Annotated in this window: 13 protein-coding genes; 4 read left to right on the plus strand and 9 right to left on the minus strand. The window is 45.3% G+C overall.

Annotated elements, in window-relative coordinates; translation table 11 throughout:
- Positions 1-4: 4 nt before the first annotated feature.
- From nadD to paaA, 5 genes are all read right to left on the minus strand, one after another.
- The gene (gene nadD / locus AC5ZC7_RS29310) at positions 5-574 is read right to left on the minus strand and encodes a nicotinate (nicotinamide) nucleotide adenylyltransferase (protein WP_496160961.1); all 570 of its coding nucleotides are present in this window, start codon (positions 572-574) and stop codon (positions 5-7) included.
- Between the two features lie 82 nt (positions 575-656).
- Positions 657-1,148: a 1,2-phenylacetyl-CoA epoxidase subunit PaaD gene (paaD, locus tag AC5ZC7_RS29315; RefSeq protein WP_496160962.1), complete on the minus strand. Its 492-nt coding sequence runs from the start codon at positions 1,146-1,148 to the stop codon at positions 657-659.
- Positions 1,149-1,151: 3 nt separating this feature from the next.
- Positions 1,152-1,916, minus strand: coding sequence for a 1,2-phenylacetyl-CoA epoxidase subunit PaaC (gene paaC / locus AC5ZC7_RS29320; protein ID WP_496160963.1), 765 nt, complete (start codon positions 1,914-1,916; stop codon positions 1,152-1,154).
- A complete protein-coding gene (locus AC5ZC7_RS29325) occupies positions 1,913-2,281 on the minus strand; it encodes a 1,2-phenylacetyl-CoA epoxidase subunit PaaB (RefSeq protein WP_133807807.1) in 369 nt (122 codons plus the stop codon). Before AC5ZC7_RS29325 ends, paaC begins: the two co-directional genes overlap by 4 nt.
- 36 nt (positions 2,282-2,317) lie before the next feature.
- Positions 2,318-3,316 (minus strand): 1,2-phenylacetyl-CoA epoxidase subunit PaaA, encoded by a 999-nt coding sequence (paaA, locus tag AC5ZC7_RS29330; protein ID WP_496160964.1) that lies wholly within the window; start codon positions 3,314-3,316, stop codon positions 2,318-2,320.
- A gap of 163 nt (positions 3,317-3,479) precedes the next feature.
- Here paaA and AC5ZC7_RS29335 point away from each other — a divergent pair, with 163 nt between their 5' ends.
- A complete protein-coding gene (locus AC5ZC7_RS29335) occupies positions 3,480-4,142 on the plus strand; it encodes a hypothetical protein (protein ID WP_496160965.1) in 663 nt (220 codons plus the stop codon).
- Positions 4,143-4,196: 54 nt separating this feature from the next.
- Entirely contained in the window at positions 4,197-5,660 is a 1,464-nt protein-coding gene (locus AC5ZC7_RS29340; protein ID WP_496160966.1) for a S41 family peptidase, read from the plus strand.
- A 77-nt stretch (positions 5,661-5,737) separates the two neighbouring features.
- Here AC5ZC7_RS29340 and AC5ZC7_RS29345 read toward each other — a convergent pair whose 3' ends face one another.
- From AC5ZC7_RS29345 to AC5ZC7_RS29360, 4 genes are all read right to left on the minus strand, one after another.
- On the minus strand, positions 5,738-6,673 hold the full coding sequence (locus AC5ZC7_RS29345) for a M28 family peptidase (protein ID WP_496160967.1): 936 nt from the start codon (positions 6,671-6,673) through the stop codon (positions 5,738-5,740).
- A gap of 44 nt (positions 6,674-6,717) precedes the next feature.
- Complete coding sequence (feoB, locus tag AC5ZC7_RS29350; protein WP_496160968.1) at positions 6,718-8,850, minus strand: ferrous iron transport protein B; 2,133 nt, start codon at positions 8,848-8,850, stop codon at positions 6,718-6,720.
- Positions 8,851-9,026: 176 nt separating this feature from the next.
- Positions 9,027-10,793 carry a PspC domain-containing protein gene (locus tag AC5ZC7_RS29355; RefSeq protein WP_496160969.1) on the minus strand — a complete coding sequence of 589 codons (1,767 nt, stop codon included), beginning with the start codon at positions 10,791-10,793 and terminating at the stop codon, positions 9,027-9,029.
- Between the two features lie 34 nt (positions 10,794-10,827).
- Positions 10,828-11,166, minus strand: a complete 339-nt coding sequence (locus AC5ZC7_RS29360) for a helix-turn-helix transcriptional regulator (RefSeq protein ID WP_496160970.1) — start codon at positions 11,164-11,166, stop codon at positions 10,828-10,830.
- Between the two features lie 378 nt (positions 11,167-11,544).
- On the opposite strand from AC5ZC7_RS29360, the gene AC5ZC7_RS29365 reads away from it, so the two are divergent.
- The gene (locus AC5ZC7_RS29365) at positions 11,545-11,838 is read left to right on the plus strand and encodes a hypothetical protein (protein ID WP_496160971.1); all 294 of its coding nucleotides are present in this window, start codon (positions 11,545-11,547) and stop codon (positions 11,836-11,838) included.
- A gap of 203 nt (positions 11,839-12,041) precedes the next feature.
- Positions 12,042-13,691 carry a SulP family inorganic anion transporter gene (locus tag AC5ZC7_RS29370; RefSeq protein WP_496160972.1) on the plus strand — a complete coding sequence of 550 codons (1,650 nt, stop codon included), beginning with the start codon at positions 12,042-12,044 and terminating at the stop codon, positions 13,689-13,691.
- Positions 13,692-13,741 lie beyond the last annotated feature (50 nt).

Here is a 13,741-nt window from a genome sequence, read left to right on the forward strand (position 1 = left end):
CCCGTTAACGGTAGTAGTTATTGTCGCCGATATATTGAATCACATTGTCGGGTACCATAAAACGCACGGATTTTCCTTCTTTTATCCATTTGCGTACATCCGTGGCCGAGATATCCAACATAGGCGCTTCCAATATTTCTATTTCTGCACCAAAAGTATCTGTAATCTCATGTCCGGGCCGGCGGTATACGTAAATGGGATAGTTTTTTACAATGTGCTCATAGTTCTTCCAGCGGGGCAGATTTTGAAAACTATCACTTCCCATAATGATGGCGAATTCCTGGGTGGGGAATTTTTCACCGAGGTAAGCCAGGGTATCTACTGTATAGGAGGGCCTTGGTAAAGAAAACTCAATGTTACTGGCGCGCAGCCGTGCCTCATCTTTGATGGCCAGTTCCACCAAATGAAAGCGATCATGCTCGTTGAGCAGTGCTGACTGGGGTTTCAACGGATTATGCGGAGAAACCACCAGCCATACTTTATCAAGATCAGTATTGTACGCTACGTAATTGGCAATGATCAAATGCCCCGTGTGTATAGGATTAAAAGACCCAAAATACAAGCCTATTCTCATGTTTCGTCGTATAAATTGCCAATGGCGACATCAATAATGCGTGTAAAAATAGGTATTTATAGCGGGAACATAGAAATAAGGCTTATTCCAGTGGCTTAAACTGCTCGAATACTTGTCCGCAAGCCTTGCAAAAATGAATCGCCCGGCAAAGCGTAGAACCAAAAGGAGAACGCAAATATGTTTGTTCGCTGCCACAATGCGGACAGGGAACTTCCAGTAATATTTCCGTACTTACTTCTCCTGTCAATACTTTCGGAGGCGCAATACCAAAGTTTTTCAACTTTTCTTTGGCAGCAGGCGTCATCCGGTTGCTTTGCCAATGTACCTGTTTATCTACTTCAACACTTACATCGACGCCTAGTTCACTTTCAAGGGTTGTTTTTATGTTATGTTGGATATAACTCACGGCCGGACACGCCGCAAATGTGGGAATCATTTTCACATGCACGCCATCGTTACCCAGGTCTACTGCTGTAATCATACCCAGGTCCACGACACTTAACACCGGGATTTCGGGATCCATCACATGTTCCAGCGACTCATACACTGCTGCTATTGTTATTTTGTGAGACATTCTTTACCAGCTGGCCTCCGCATCCAGGTTAAACACTTCGCTCATTTCTTTTAGCAAGGGCTGCAGGTATGCTGTGTGAAATCCCTGCCGGCCACCATACACGGGGGTAAGACCTTTCATATCCGGCAGGTTGAGCGAGGCCTGCACCAACACCGGGTAAATACGATCCATCCAGCGGTGAAACAGCTCTTTCTCCCCGGGATATACTTTATCTGCTATCAATGCCGCCTCGTGTTCCGGAGAGGCTTCAAACAGGCCGGCAGCCAGCGCAAAAGTATCATTCAACGATTGCTGCATCCGGTGATAGCTCTCCTCTCCTGCTTTACTCAACTGCATTAACCACGCGTTGGCATGCAGTGTATGGTATTTCAACTCTCCTTTTACTTTTTTACTCAGCATCCGGAATGGCTCAAAGCTACTATCTTGCAAGCTTTCATACCGGATGGCTTCTGCATGGTCAAACAGGAAGTGACGGATGAGGCTAAAGTCATATTCGCCGTTAGGCATTTCCACCAGGTGAGCGGATTTGAATTCTTTCTCCGGCCGCAGAAAGGCAAACCTGTCTGGGTCGGGGCCGCCCAAATCTTCATGGAGTATCCGGTACAATGCCCAGGCATGGCCAATTTTATCCTGTGCCATGGAAGAAAAAGCGATGTCCTCTTCCATCACAGGGCCTAACCCTGTCCATTCAGAATTCCGATGTCCCTGAATCAGTTCATCATCGGCCATTTTTATGATCAAATCCGATATTGCTGCTTTATTCATCATTTGGACTGTTTGAATTTATTAATCTTCTCCATCACTTTAAAACCGCTGGCATCACGATAAGTTTTCTCCATATTGTTGGCAAACATATCTTCATCTTCTACATCAAATGCCAGTATATCCGCACTTCTTACCACCCAGAGGTTTACACATTTCTTGCGCCGGGCAAATTGTTCTTTGGCAAATACCAGTGCCAGTTGCGGGTCCGGAGCATGCACACACCCTACATGCTCGTGGTGGGCACCTCTTTTTTCCTGGTGAAATACTTCATATACATTCCAGTTTTCCCCTTCTTCCACTTTCACTACTTCGCCCGCTTCGCCTAATTTCAGCCTGTTTACGCGGGGATCTAAAGAATCGTTCGACATGAATTATTGCGTAGTTTAAAATAGTAATCAGATGTGCTATGCCACCGGCAAGGCCCTTTTCTCGGTAGGTCTCATTAAGGCTTTACGGACCCAGCGGCCTTGTTCTTCGGCCCATTTACGCACCTGTAACCGCTCTGCGTTACACGGACCACCGCCATTAATTACGCGGAAGAACTCGTCCCAATCGGGATCTGTATATTCCCATTTGCCGGTTTCCTCATTCTTTTTCAGTGCGGGGTCTGGCAATGTCATGCCCAGTTCGCGGATTTTTGGTACATAAGATTCCAGGAACTGGTTACGCATATCATCGTTGCTGGCCATTTTCACCTTCCATTGCATCAGCTTTTCACTGTGACTGGATGCTTTATCCGGAGGGCCAAAGAAGTGCATGATAGGTTGCCACCAACGGTTCAGCGCATCCTGTAGCATGGCCTTCTGCGCCGGCGTACCAGTAGCCAGTTCAATAAAGGCATCATGGCCCTGTTTCAGGTGGAAGCTTTCTTCGTAACAAATCCGCTCCAGCGCCCGGCAATAAGGTCCATAAGAACCTTTTGCATTAGCTACCTGGTTTACAATGGCTGCTGCATCTATCAGGAATCCAATTACGGCTACATCCGCCCAGGTTTCGGCCGGATAGTTAAAAACGTTAGAGTATTTGGATTTACCACTGAGCAGGTCATTGATCATCGCCTCCCTGGACTTCCCCAGCGTTTCGGCGGCATTATACAGTAATTGCCCATGGCCTATTTCATCCTGGACTTTGGCGATCAACGCCAGTTTGCGCTTAAATCCCGGCGCCCTGGTAATCCACGTGCCTTCCGGTAATGCGCCAATAATTTCAGAGTGAGCGTGTTGTTCAATGAGGCGTATCAGCTGCCTGCGGTATTCTGCCGGCATCCAGTCGCCCGGTTCAATCTTTTCCCCTTTGGCAATACGTTCCTCGAATGCGGCGAGCTTTTCTGGCTCGTCATGCTGTTCTTCTTCCCTCAACTGTTTCTTGTTGGGTTCATCGAAAATATATCCACCGCCGTACATAGTGCGATTGTTTTGGTCGAGAGTAATTTACGGAAAAAAGCCCGTTTTAGCCGGAAATCATTGTCAAAAACCCATCAACGAAATGTTATAGAATCGCCAAATTTTCCTGGTATGAAACAGATAGCCCGCCATTGCATTAATTTTATTCCGGTCTATTTCGCTCATGTTATCATATACCGCTATACTGTGCTCACTGTTAATGTTCAATGGACACCACCAATCGGGTGTTCGTCCGGTAAAACATGAGCCATTCACCGTGATAGAACTGCATTTTGAGGAAAAACAAGACGACACTTCTCCCACATCAGATACTGTTTTTTACACCCCCAACCGCCGGCTGGAATGGACTGATTTCCTGGCTACACCATCGCCTTACGGTCCCAGCGCTGCCGTGGCCTACACCAGCTTCGCCTATGATGGCAACAGCAACCTGAAAAATGATACCCTACGCATCACCTTGCGACTGCAGGTATTTTTCATCAAAAGCGCTTCCTGGGTAAGGCCAGACGCCAAAAGCAACTATGCCCTGGCCCATGAACAACTGCATTTCGATATCACCCGCCTGGTAGTGGAAAGGTTCAAACAAAAACTCCGGCAAACGGCCCTGAACCGGGATGATTATGATAGTATCATACAATATCAGTATCTTCAGTCCTTCCGGGAAATGAATCGGCTACAATACAAATTTGACCAGGAAACCAATCACGGACTGAATCCTGCAGCACAACTACGCTGGCGGGACAACGTAAACGTAGGCCTTAGAAATAATGGCGTACTCCCTGAAGAACTGGGCATTGAAGGCAGTCGATTTATACCTGACCGTTAAACTATGCCTTACGTATAACCATACCCGTTATACCTTAATAAAAACCATGAATTCATGCAACCTGGCCACCTTTGCAAAACACTGCTCTCAGGGCTTTTTGTTTTTCTGACACTACACGCCTGTAACAAAGCTCCAGCCCCCACAGCTCCCTCACAGGGAGGGAATACGGATAACAACAATTCCAATACCGGCAAGAGCATCAACGACAGCATCTTCTTCATTTCCAAAGACATTTACCTGTGGACCGATGCACTGCCCGACTCCACCACATTCAAACCCAACAGCTACTCCTCTCCCAGGAATATGTTTGATGCGTTGATGTCTTATAAGCGGGATAAAGACAACAATTACCTGGACCGATACAGCTTCCTGGATAATGGCGGAACCTCACGGGCGCTGCAGGAAGGACTGGCCGGAGATATTGGCTTTGAAGTGGGGTACCAAACACGCACTACGCTAAACGTAATATACGTGTATCCGGGATCCCCGGCAGATAAGGCGGGTATTAAGCGCGGCTGGCAACTCACCGCGGTGAACGGCACAACCAGCTTCCAATATGGTGATGATAAAACAGACCAGGTGCTGAACAATGCCTTTTCCAGCCCAAGCGCTACATTTGCCTTCCGCAAACCAGATAATACAGTTCAACAAAATACCCTGACGGCAACCACTTACAAACTGAATCCTGTACTTTATTCACATGTGTATAATTTCAATGGCACTAAAATAGGGTACTTTGTTTTCAACAATTTCCTCGCCCTGCAGGAGGTGAAAACTGCCATCGATACGGCCTTCGACTCATTTGCCAAAGCCGGTGTAAAACAACTCGTTTTCGACCTTCGCTATAATGGCGGTGGTGCATTGGAAACAGCGGAATACCTCGCTAACAAACTGGTACCGGCGGCCAAATCTGGTACAGAAATGTATACGCAGTATTTCAATAATAACGTGAATACCAAAACGTTTAGCCCGTATTTCCAAAACATGAAGGCAGTGCCTTATTATCCAACCTATAACTGGTCGGATATCTTCTACCAGGAAGCCACCACCTATAAAACATCTAAATTCCAGAAGGAAGGCCCCATAGAATTTACCAAAATAAATTTCCTGGTAACAAAAAATACCGTGTCTGCCAGCGAAATGTTATACAATGTGCTGAAGCCAGCCATGAATGTGCAATTGGTGGGTGATTCCACCTACGGTAAACCAGTAGGGTTCATTGCTGTTTCATTTGGTAAGTATGATATGTATACGGTAAGTATGCAACTTAAAAATGCTGCCGGACAAGGCGACTACTTCAAAGGTTTGCCTCCGGCGGTAACGGCTTACGATGACTATTCGTATGACTGGGGTAATTTAAGCGATCCTTTGCTTCGCGCGGCATTGATAGATATGGGTGTTCCGGCCGGATCACTGGGACGTGCTGCCAAACTTTCGGCCGACAGGCTGGTGCGTACATCCGCCAACAGGCTGGACGCTACTCACTTCAAAGGAATGGTACAAACATTCAGAAAATAAGCACATCATTTGTGGAGGCAGTAGGTAGCCGGCGTAATACATCTCCCGAAAACTACCTACTGCAACTATCTCTTTCATTACATTGTTTTTGCGCCACTAAACTTATTCTCCGGCATATCACTATCCATTTTCTTCACTACCGACAGAATTGATTGTACTGCCCTGTAATAAAACGAATAATTAATCCGGGAATATTCATCTGAAGCATGATGATAATCAGGATGATCTTCTACCCCAAAGTACAGGAATGGAATTTTTTGTTTAAAAAACGTATACTGATCGCTTTGCGAGGTCCAGTTATCCACACCACTGTCGGGTTTATCATGGCCTGCGATCAGCTTTACACTACTGCCGGCAGCCACTTCGTCAATATATTTCCGGGTATCCGGAAACGGAAAGGTGCCACACACATACAATTCGTTCTTATCATTGTGGGCAATCATATCCATGTTAATATTCTGACGGATCTGTTCTAAAGGCACCGGAGGCTGTGCTACAAAAGCTTTGGCACCCTGCAGGCCCTCTTCTTCTCCATCAAATGCGGCAAAAATGAGGGTGTAGCGGGGAGGGTTTTTCTTGAAATACGCTGCCAGCGCCAGTAATCCACCTACACCGGAAGCATTATCGTCCGCACCATTATAGATAGAATCGGTATCATTACCGGCGTTCCGTACTCCCAGGTGATCATAATGCGCAGAAATAACAATAGTAGTGCTTAATTTACCGGGAATATAGCCGTACAGGTTAGTTCCCATTACCTTTTTATCTCCTTCCTGGAAATAGAAGGGATACTCGTAGGTATCATGATAAGCAGTGATGCCAATTTGCTTAAAGCGGTCAATAATGTAAAACTGTGCCATGCGACTGCCACGGGTCCCGGTTTTCCTGCCTTCAAATTTATCGGCAGAAAGCGTGCGCACGTCTTTCATGAGTTGAGAAGAGTCTACTGCGCTTTTTTGTGCTACCACCGGTAGTGTAAATAGCAGGCAAATGCTGTAACAAAGCAGTTTCATAAACATTGCATTTATGATGAATGATAAATGCAATGTACAAGATATTATTTGAAGATATTAAAGATGATGAGACTGCAGATATAGGCCAGTGAAGTCATATATACCAACTGTATGGCTGGGAATTTCCATGATTTTGTTTCCCGTTTAACAATCGCCATGGTGCTCATACACTGCATGGCAAATGCATAGAAAATCATCAATGATAATCCGGAAGCGAGCGTATATACCGGCGCGCCATCGGGCCAGGTGGCAGATGATAACTTTTCACGCAGGGTAGCATTGTTGTTATTGGGATCTTCTCCCACACTGTAAAGCGTAGCCATGGTGCCTACAAATACTTCGCGGGCAGCAAAAGAGGTGATCAATGCAATACCAATTTTCCAGTCGAATCCTAACGGGCGGATAGCTGGTTCAATAGTATGACCCAACATCCCGGCATAAGAATTAGACAGCCTGGCTGATTGGAATTCTTTATTCAGCACGGCAGCCTCTTCTGATTTGGGATCTACCTTTGCCAGTAACGGTTCGTATTTGTCATGCACTGGTTGCATGCGGCTGGCAGGGCCATAAGAGGCCAGGAACCACAATACCACTGATATCACCACGATCACTTTACCAGCATCTTTCACAAATATTTTAGCCTTTTCCACCATGGTAGTACCTACGTTAGCCCAACGGGGAGAACGATATACCGGCAACTCCATGATAAAGTAACTTTTCTCTTTAATGCGCACAAACAACTTCATCAGCGCAGCAATAAAGATGGCCATGAAAAATCCGAGCAGGTACAGGCCCATCATCACAAGGCCTCGTAGACCAAGAATCCCAAAATGCTTGTCCGGAATTATCAGCGCAATCATCATGGTATAAATCGGCAACCTCGCCGAACAGCTCATCAGCGGCGTTACCATGATAGTGATAAGTCGTTCTTTTTTATTCTCGATGGTACGGGTAGCCATGATGGCTGGTACCGCACAGGCCACCCCACTAATGAGTGGCATCACCGATTTCCCGTTCAGGCCCACCTGCCGCATTAAGCGATCGGTTAAGAAGCTGATACGCGCCATATAACCGGTATCTTCCAGGATGGTGATCAGCCCGAAGAGGATCATGATTTGTGGGATAAATACCGCAAAACCGCTGATACCAGCCAGTATACCATTAATGAAGAAGTCGGTGACTTTATTATCCGGCAGGGTACTGCTCAACCATCCACTCAGCGCTCCGAAACTGCCTTCAATCCAGTCCATTGGATAAGAAGCCAGCCAGAAGATGCTCTGAAACAGGAGGAACATTACTACCAGCAAGATGGCATACCCCCAGAAACGATGCAGGAGGAGGTCATCAATCTTTTCTGAACGCAATTGTTTTTGCAGCGGATCATTTTCCACTACCGTTGCTTTCATTATATGTTTGATACGGGCATACCGTTGCATGATTTCTTCTGCCTGTATCTTTGTTTTATTAAAGGAATGGGTTTGCAGTGCCGTTCTGATGGCCTGTTTCTGTGTATTGTTGATAAAGCCGAGGTCTTCTACGTTAACGGCTATATGTAAAGTACCATAATCGCTTTTACAACCAGGCACTGCTCTCTTCACTTCCTCAATCACCTCTTTGGCAAGTGCGCTGTTATTGATAAAATCCCGGGGAGGTGTTTTATATTGAGACCGGATGGCCAGATCTATTACTTTCTTTATTTCGGTTACCCCTTTATTTTTCCGTGGGTTGATGGCCACTACGGGAACACCCAATTCCCTTTCCAGTCCATCGAGGTCTATTTCCACGCCTTTTTTGCGGGCAATATCCATCATGGTGAGGCCAATGATCACGGGTATTTTCAGGTCTATGATCTGGGAGCAAAAGAGCAGGTTGCGTTTCAGGTTGGAGGCATCGGCCACGATAATGACCAGGCGGGGCATATCGGCGCTGTTTTGATCAATCAGCACGTCGTAGGTCACATATTCGTCCGCACTTTTAGGATACAGGCTATATGTTCCGGGCAGATCAATGATGTTGGCGGTAACGCCTGCGGCGATCTGAGCCGTTCCTGTTTTCTTATCTACTGTTACTCCGGGAAAGTTACCCACCTTTTGATTTAAGCCGGTGAGTGCATTAAAAAGGGAACTTTTACCACTATTCGGATTTCCTACCAGCGCGATGTTTATAGGTGCCTGCATTCCTTATCTTATCCAATTATTAATGTTGTGACCTGAATATGCAAAGTTAAACATTAATCAACCGGTTGAATGATCCGATCGGGAAAATCTGACGAATGGGGGTGTTAAAAAAAAGTGAAGTGAAAACATGGCGGCGTTTTCACTTCACTCTATTTATAATTAAGGTGTTATGCTTATTAACTATTATACCTATTTACCATTAGGAAAGTCAGGAAAGCAACACCGGCATCAATATGGGTTTCTTTTTCTACTGCTTTGACTGCTTTTTGGGCAGAAGGGCCTTTGTAGCGATATCCTTCGTGAGTGGTGGAATCAGCCTTCTCTTTCGGTTCCGTTGTTTTTTGCTCATTGATGTCGTTGGCGCCGTCTGGTGTCATTTTCAGATTAAGCGGACCATCTTCATCGTTATCATAGCTATCGTTATCCCAATCTTCGTCATCCCGGCTGCTGCGGCTCACGGAGTAGTTGCGTGACACTTCGCGGTCAACACTGATGGTTTTGCCTACCGGCACTTTAATCGTAACAATTACGTGCTGGTTACGGTATTTGGTACCTCTTGGCAAAGAGAAGCCTTCTGGCAGGTAAAGAATCGAATCCTTTTGATTCAGGCGGAAGGAGATATCCTGGGCGAACTCTCTTGCCAGGGAAACATTACGGCCTCTTGATATGCGGGCTACCTCTACGGAGAAGCTGTCGGTAGGGCTTTTCAATATCCGTACCCGGATGTCGTTGATTAGTACCGTATCGTCGGCAATCAGCAAATGATCATCGAAGAAAGCAAAGTGGATGTCATCGTCTGATTCAGTCAAAATACCACCGGGTGCTCTTTTCAGGATCAATTTTCCCTGGCTGGGCTGCTGAATAGCGAAAGATTCTGTTTCCGTAGCAGGTCTTCTGAAATCTTTTATCATGGAAGTAGTTACCACAGCGGCAAACACCAATCCCAGCAGCCACAGGAAGGTTAAAGTATAACCAGCGTAACGGTTGGTTTCTTTTACTCCCGTGAGTTTACGGATGATGAAAATAACCAGTGCTACGATGGGAATACCAATGATTAATCCAATGGCTGGCCACAACAACATGCTTTGTGCGCCGGTGAACAAAAGACTTTTCATTGGGAAAATGGCCGCGGAAAATATTGCCATCGCTATTGCTGCTACCACGAGGCAGATCAGCACTACTACGGCGATGAAGTAAAAGATTCCTTTAGTAAGCGTTACCAACACCTGGCCCAAACCACTTGCGAGGTTCACAAAAAAGCGTTCAATACCGCTACCTACCTGCTTTCCGCGGCCCTGAGAAAAATTTCGGATATCATCTCCTACATTTTTCGCCTGACCTTTTATATGATTTAATTCTTCCTGGATGGTAGATCTGATGTTATTCAGATCTACCTTTTCGCCTCTCATTTCGAGTTTCTCTGCCGCGGTATCTGCAGATGGAGTAGCAATCCAGAGGATGAAATATACCAGCACACCGGAGCCAAAGCCACCAACGGCCAGCAGGGCAAATATGATACGGAATATTACCGGGTCAATATTAAAGTACGCACCCAAACCGCTACATACACCACTCAGTACTTTGTTTTCCGGATCGCGGTATAAGCGTTTACGCGGACGGGGTACAAAGTTGTCGTAAGCAGTATCCTGTTGTTGCTGCTTGGCGTTTTCAGTAGAAGCGGCATCGTCAAACTGCTCCGGAGTACCCATAGAAGCTTTTACGGCTAACACATCTTCATCAGTAATACAATGTGCACCTTTCTTCAGTTTGTCCTGGAACACTTCAGCAATACGGCTTTCAATGTCAGACACAATTTCATCCCCACCCTCCTCTTTCGAGAAATATTTTTTCAGGCTCCCCAGATACTGATTCAGTATCTCGTACGCGCTATCCTCTATCGGGATAAGACGACCTGAGAGATTTATATTGATGATCTTTTTCATTACTAGTTCATTTAGGTTTTAGGTAAGTCTTCCCTTAAAGAGGTGTACTATTTTGTGTTAATTGATGTACTGCGTTGGCCAGTTCATTCCAGGTGCTTTCCAACTCCTGGTAAAAAGTTTCCCCTTTATCAGTCATGGAAAAATATTTCCGTGGAGGTCCTGAACTGCTTTCTACCCAACGATAAGTGAGTAGTTCCGCATTTTTCAATCTTGTTAATAAAGGATAAAGTGTGCCCTCCAAAATATCGAGCTTCGCCTCTTTCATCTTTTCGATAATATCGGAAGGGTAAGCTTCTCCCTGCTTAATGATGGACAATATGCAAAACTCCAGCACTCCCTTCCTCATCTGCGATTGTGTGTTATCAATGTTCATGGCAAGTGAGCTTTAGTTTTTTTAATGGTGGTTTCTGATCAGTTATTAGTTAAGTGTAATAGCTATTATTTCATTTCTACAACACAAAAATAGGAATTATTTACTACTATGCAATACACAATACCATAGAAAGCAAAATAACTTGTTTAGACCATTACCACTAAAAACCGATAAAAGTGAGCAGGGATGTGCATTCCCCATATTCCCACCCATAAAATCGGCGGCCACATAAAGTGATGAGCGGTATTTAGAGCAGGATAAACGGGAAATGAGTCTAAAAGCGGTCTTTTGTGTTAAATTGCTTTAACATTTTTTTAATTCTCCATCATCACCATTTATGCTTTCCCTCAATTACATTTGTACAAGCGTATTATACACATGAAGAAAATTATCGGCATATTCCTGTTGGCCCTTATGGTGTCTCAACTCCTTCCCATCAAGGAAGTAGGGAAATTGCTGTTTAATAATCAGATTGTGGAAGAGCATCCGGTTGACTGTGGTGGAGATCATGTAAAAATTGCGAAAGACCTAAAGTTCTGTAAGCAATTTGACGAAATACAGTTTAACCCACTTCTCATTATTGGTATTATGCAATATCAATTTATGGAAGATATTCCCAGTAACCCAGCTCAGGAAATACACGCCCCCCCTCCCAATATGCATATCGCATAATTACTATTGCAGTTGTACACACAACCGCTGACTTTTCTATTCATTTTATTTTATTCATCTTATTACTGCCAGGACTTCGTGTATCCGCTAACGTGATACGTGTATCAAGTCCCCAACAGTAGTATCATTCTCCCTGGTTGTTTCCACGGTGGCGGCTTTGTCGCTATCCGGAAGCGCGATTCCTTAACGGAAAAGCTTATTTTATGAACAAGCAAACCTCTTTATTCTCCAATATAAAAGGCGATTTTTCAGCCGGACTTGTTGTATTCCTCATTGCGGTGCCATTGTGTCTTGGTATTGCCCTGGCCTCCGGCGCCCCCCTGTTTGCCGGTATGATTTCCGGTATCGTGGGTGGCCTTGTCATCGGCTTTCTGAGCGGCTCGCAATTGAGTGTAAGCGGCCCGGCGGCCGGTCTTACAGCAGTAGTACTGGTAGCCATTACCAAACTAGGCGCGTTTGATATATTCCTCCTTTCAGTGGTGATAGCCGGCGCCCTTCAACTGGTACTGGGCTTAGTCAAAGCTGGTACCGTAGCCAATTACTTCCCCTCTAACGTTATTACCGGGATGCTTACGGCCATCGGTATTATTATTATCCTGAAACAATTACCCCACGCTTTTGGCTACGACGCTAACTCTGAGGGTGATTTTACCTTTTTCCAGGTAGATGGGGATAATACTTTCAGCGCACTATTGTCTGCTGTTAATCACATCAGTATTGGCGCCACATTAATTACCATCATATCCATTTTCATTATTCTGTACTGGAGCAAGATCCCGAAACTCAATGTAGTGCCAGCGCCGCTGGTAGCAGTTATTACCGGTATTTTGCTGAATATGGCATTTTCCGGCAGCGACTTGCTGGCACTGGGATCTAATCACCTGGTATCCTTACCCGTTCCCAGCAGCTTCGGCGATTTCCTGAACCAGTTTACCTTCCCGGACTTCAAAGCTGTCTCCAATAAAGAAGTCTGGATTACCGGTATTACCATTGCTATCGTAGCTTCTGTAGAAACATTATTGAATGTGGAAGCCACCGATAAACTGGATCCCCTGAAGCGCCACACCTCTCCTAACCGGGAGTTGAAAGCGCAAGGTATTGGTAATATGGTGAGCGGCTTGATTGGCGGTTTGCCCATCACCTCTGTGATTGTACGCTCCAGCGCCAACATCAATGCCGGAGGAAAAACCAAAATGGCTACCATGGTACATGGTGTGCTGTTATTGGTATGTACCGCATTGATTCCTGTTGTGCTGAATAAAATTCCGCTGGCTACGCTGGCTGCTGTATTACTCGTAACAGGATATAAGCTGTGTAAGATTTCCATCTTTAAAGAGATGTTTAAAAACGGTAAATACCAATGGGTACCTTTCGTTGTTACGGTAGTAGCTATCGTATTCACAGATCTGCTGGTAGGTATTGCCCTGGGTATGGTAGTGAGCGTGCTGGCTATTTTACGTGGTAATATGAAAAGTTCTTACTTTTTCCGCAAGGAGAAATACCATAGCGGCGACAATATCCGCCTGGAACTGGCACAGGAAGTGTCTTTCCTGAACAAAGCCAGTATCCTGCTTACGCTGGATCATATGCCAAACAATATTACCCTGGTAATAGATGCCCATAAAACAGCCTACATCGATTTTGATGTACTGCAAACCATTCGTGAATTTAAAGACATCAAAGCACCACAGAAAAATATCAAAGTTATCCTGACGGGTTTTAAGTCGGTGTATAATATCCAAAACACACCGGATCTGACCGCTGAAGAGCAATCCAGGCTTACTTCCACGCAGGTACATACTATTTCTTCCGGCAGCCACAGAGAGTTGCTGAAAGAATTACAATTAAACTAAGCCATAGGCACACGCCTGTACGCTGATTTAAATAAAACGGAACCATGCTT

Source organism: Chitinophaga sp. 9-1-y (genome assembly GCF_059511905.2).

Excerpts from the sequence above, each read along its gene's own strand:
- nadD (WP_496160961.1), bottom strand. The coding sequence starts at position 574 with ATGAGAATAGGCTTGTATTTTGGGTCTTTTAATCCTATACACACGGGG.
- paaD (WP_496160962.1), bottom strand. The coding sequence starts at position 1,148 with ATGTCTCACAAAATAACAATAGCAGCAGTGTATGAGTCGCTGGAACAT.
- paaC (WP_496160963.1), bottom strand. The coding sequence starts at position 1,916 with ATGATGAATAAAGCAGCAATATCGGATTTGATCATAAAAATGGCCGAT.
- AC5ZC7_RS29325 (WP_133807807.1), bottom strand. The coding sequence starts at position 2,281 with ATGTCGAACGATTCTTTAGATCCCCGCGTAAACAGGCTGAAATTAGGC.
- paaA (WP_496160964.1), bottom strand. The coding sequence starts at position 3,316 with ATGTACGGCGGTGGATATATTTTCGATGAACCCAACAAGAAACAGTTG.
- AC5ZC7_RS29335 (WP_496160965.1), top strand. The coding sequence starts at position 3,480 with ATGTTATCATATACCGCTATACTGTGCTCACTGTTAATGTTCAATGGA.
- AC5ZC7_RS29340 (WP_496160966.1), top strand. The coding sequence starts at position 4,197 with ATGCAACCTGGCCACCTTTGCAAAACACTGCTCTCAGGGCTTTTTGTT.
- AC5ZC7_RS29345 (WP_496160967.1), bottom strand. The coding sequence starts at position 6,673 with ATGAAACTGCTTTGTTACAGCATTTGCCTGCTATTTACACTACCGGTG.
- feoB (WP_496160968.1), bottom strand. The coding sequence starts at position 8,850 with ATGCAGGCACCTATAAACATCGCGCTGGTAGGAAATCCGAATAGTGGT.
- AC5ZC7_RS29355 (WP_496160969.1), bottom strand. The coding sequence starts at position 10,793 with ATGAAAAAGATCATCAATATAAATCTCTCAGGTCGTCTTATCCCGATA.
- AC5ZC7_RS29360 (WP_496160970.1), bottom strand. The coding sequence starts at position 11,166 with ATGAACATTGATAACACACAATCGCAGATGAGGAAGGGAGTGCTGGAG.
- AC5ZC7_RS29365 (WP_496160971.1), top strand. The coding sequence starts at position 11,545 with ATGAAGAAAATTATCGGCATATTCCTGTTGGCCCTTATGGTGTCTCAA.
- AC5ZC7_RS29370 (WP_496160972.1), top strand. The coding sequence starts at position 12,042 with ATGAACAAGCAAACCTCTTTATTCTCCAATATAAAAGGCGATTTTTCA.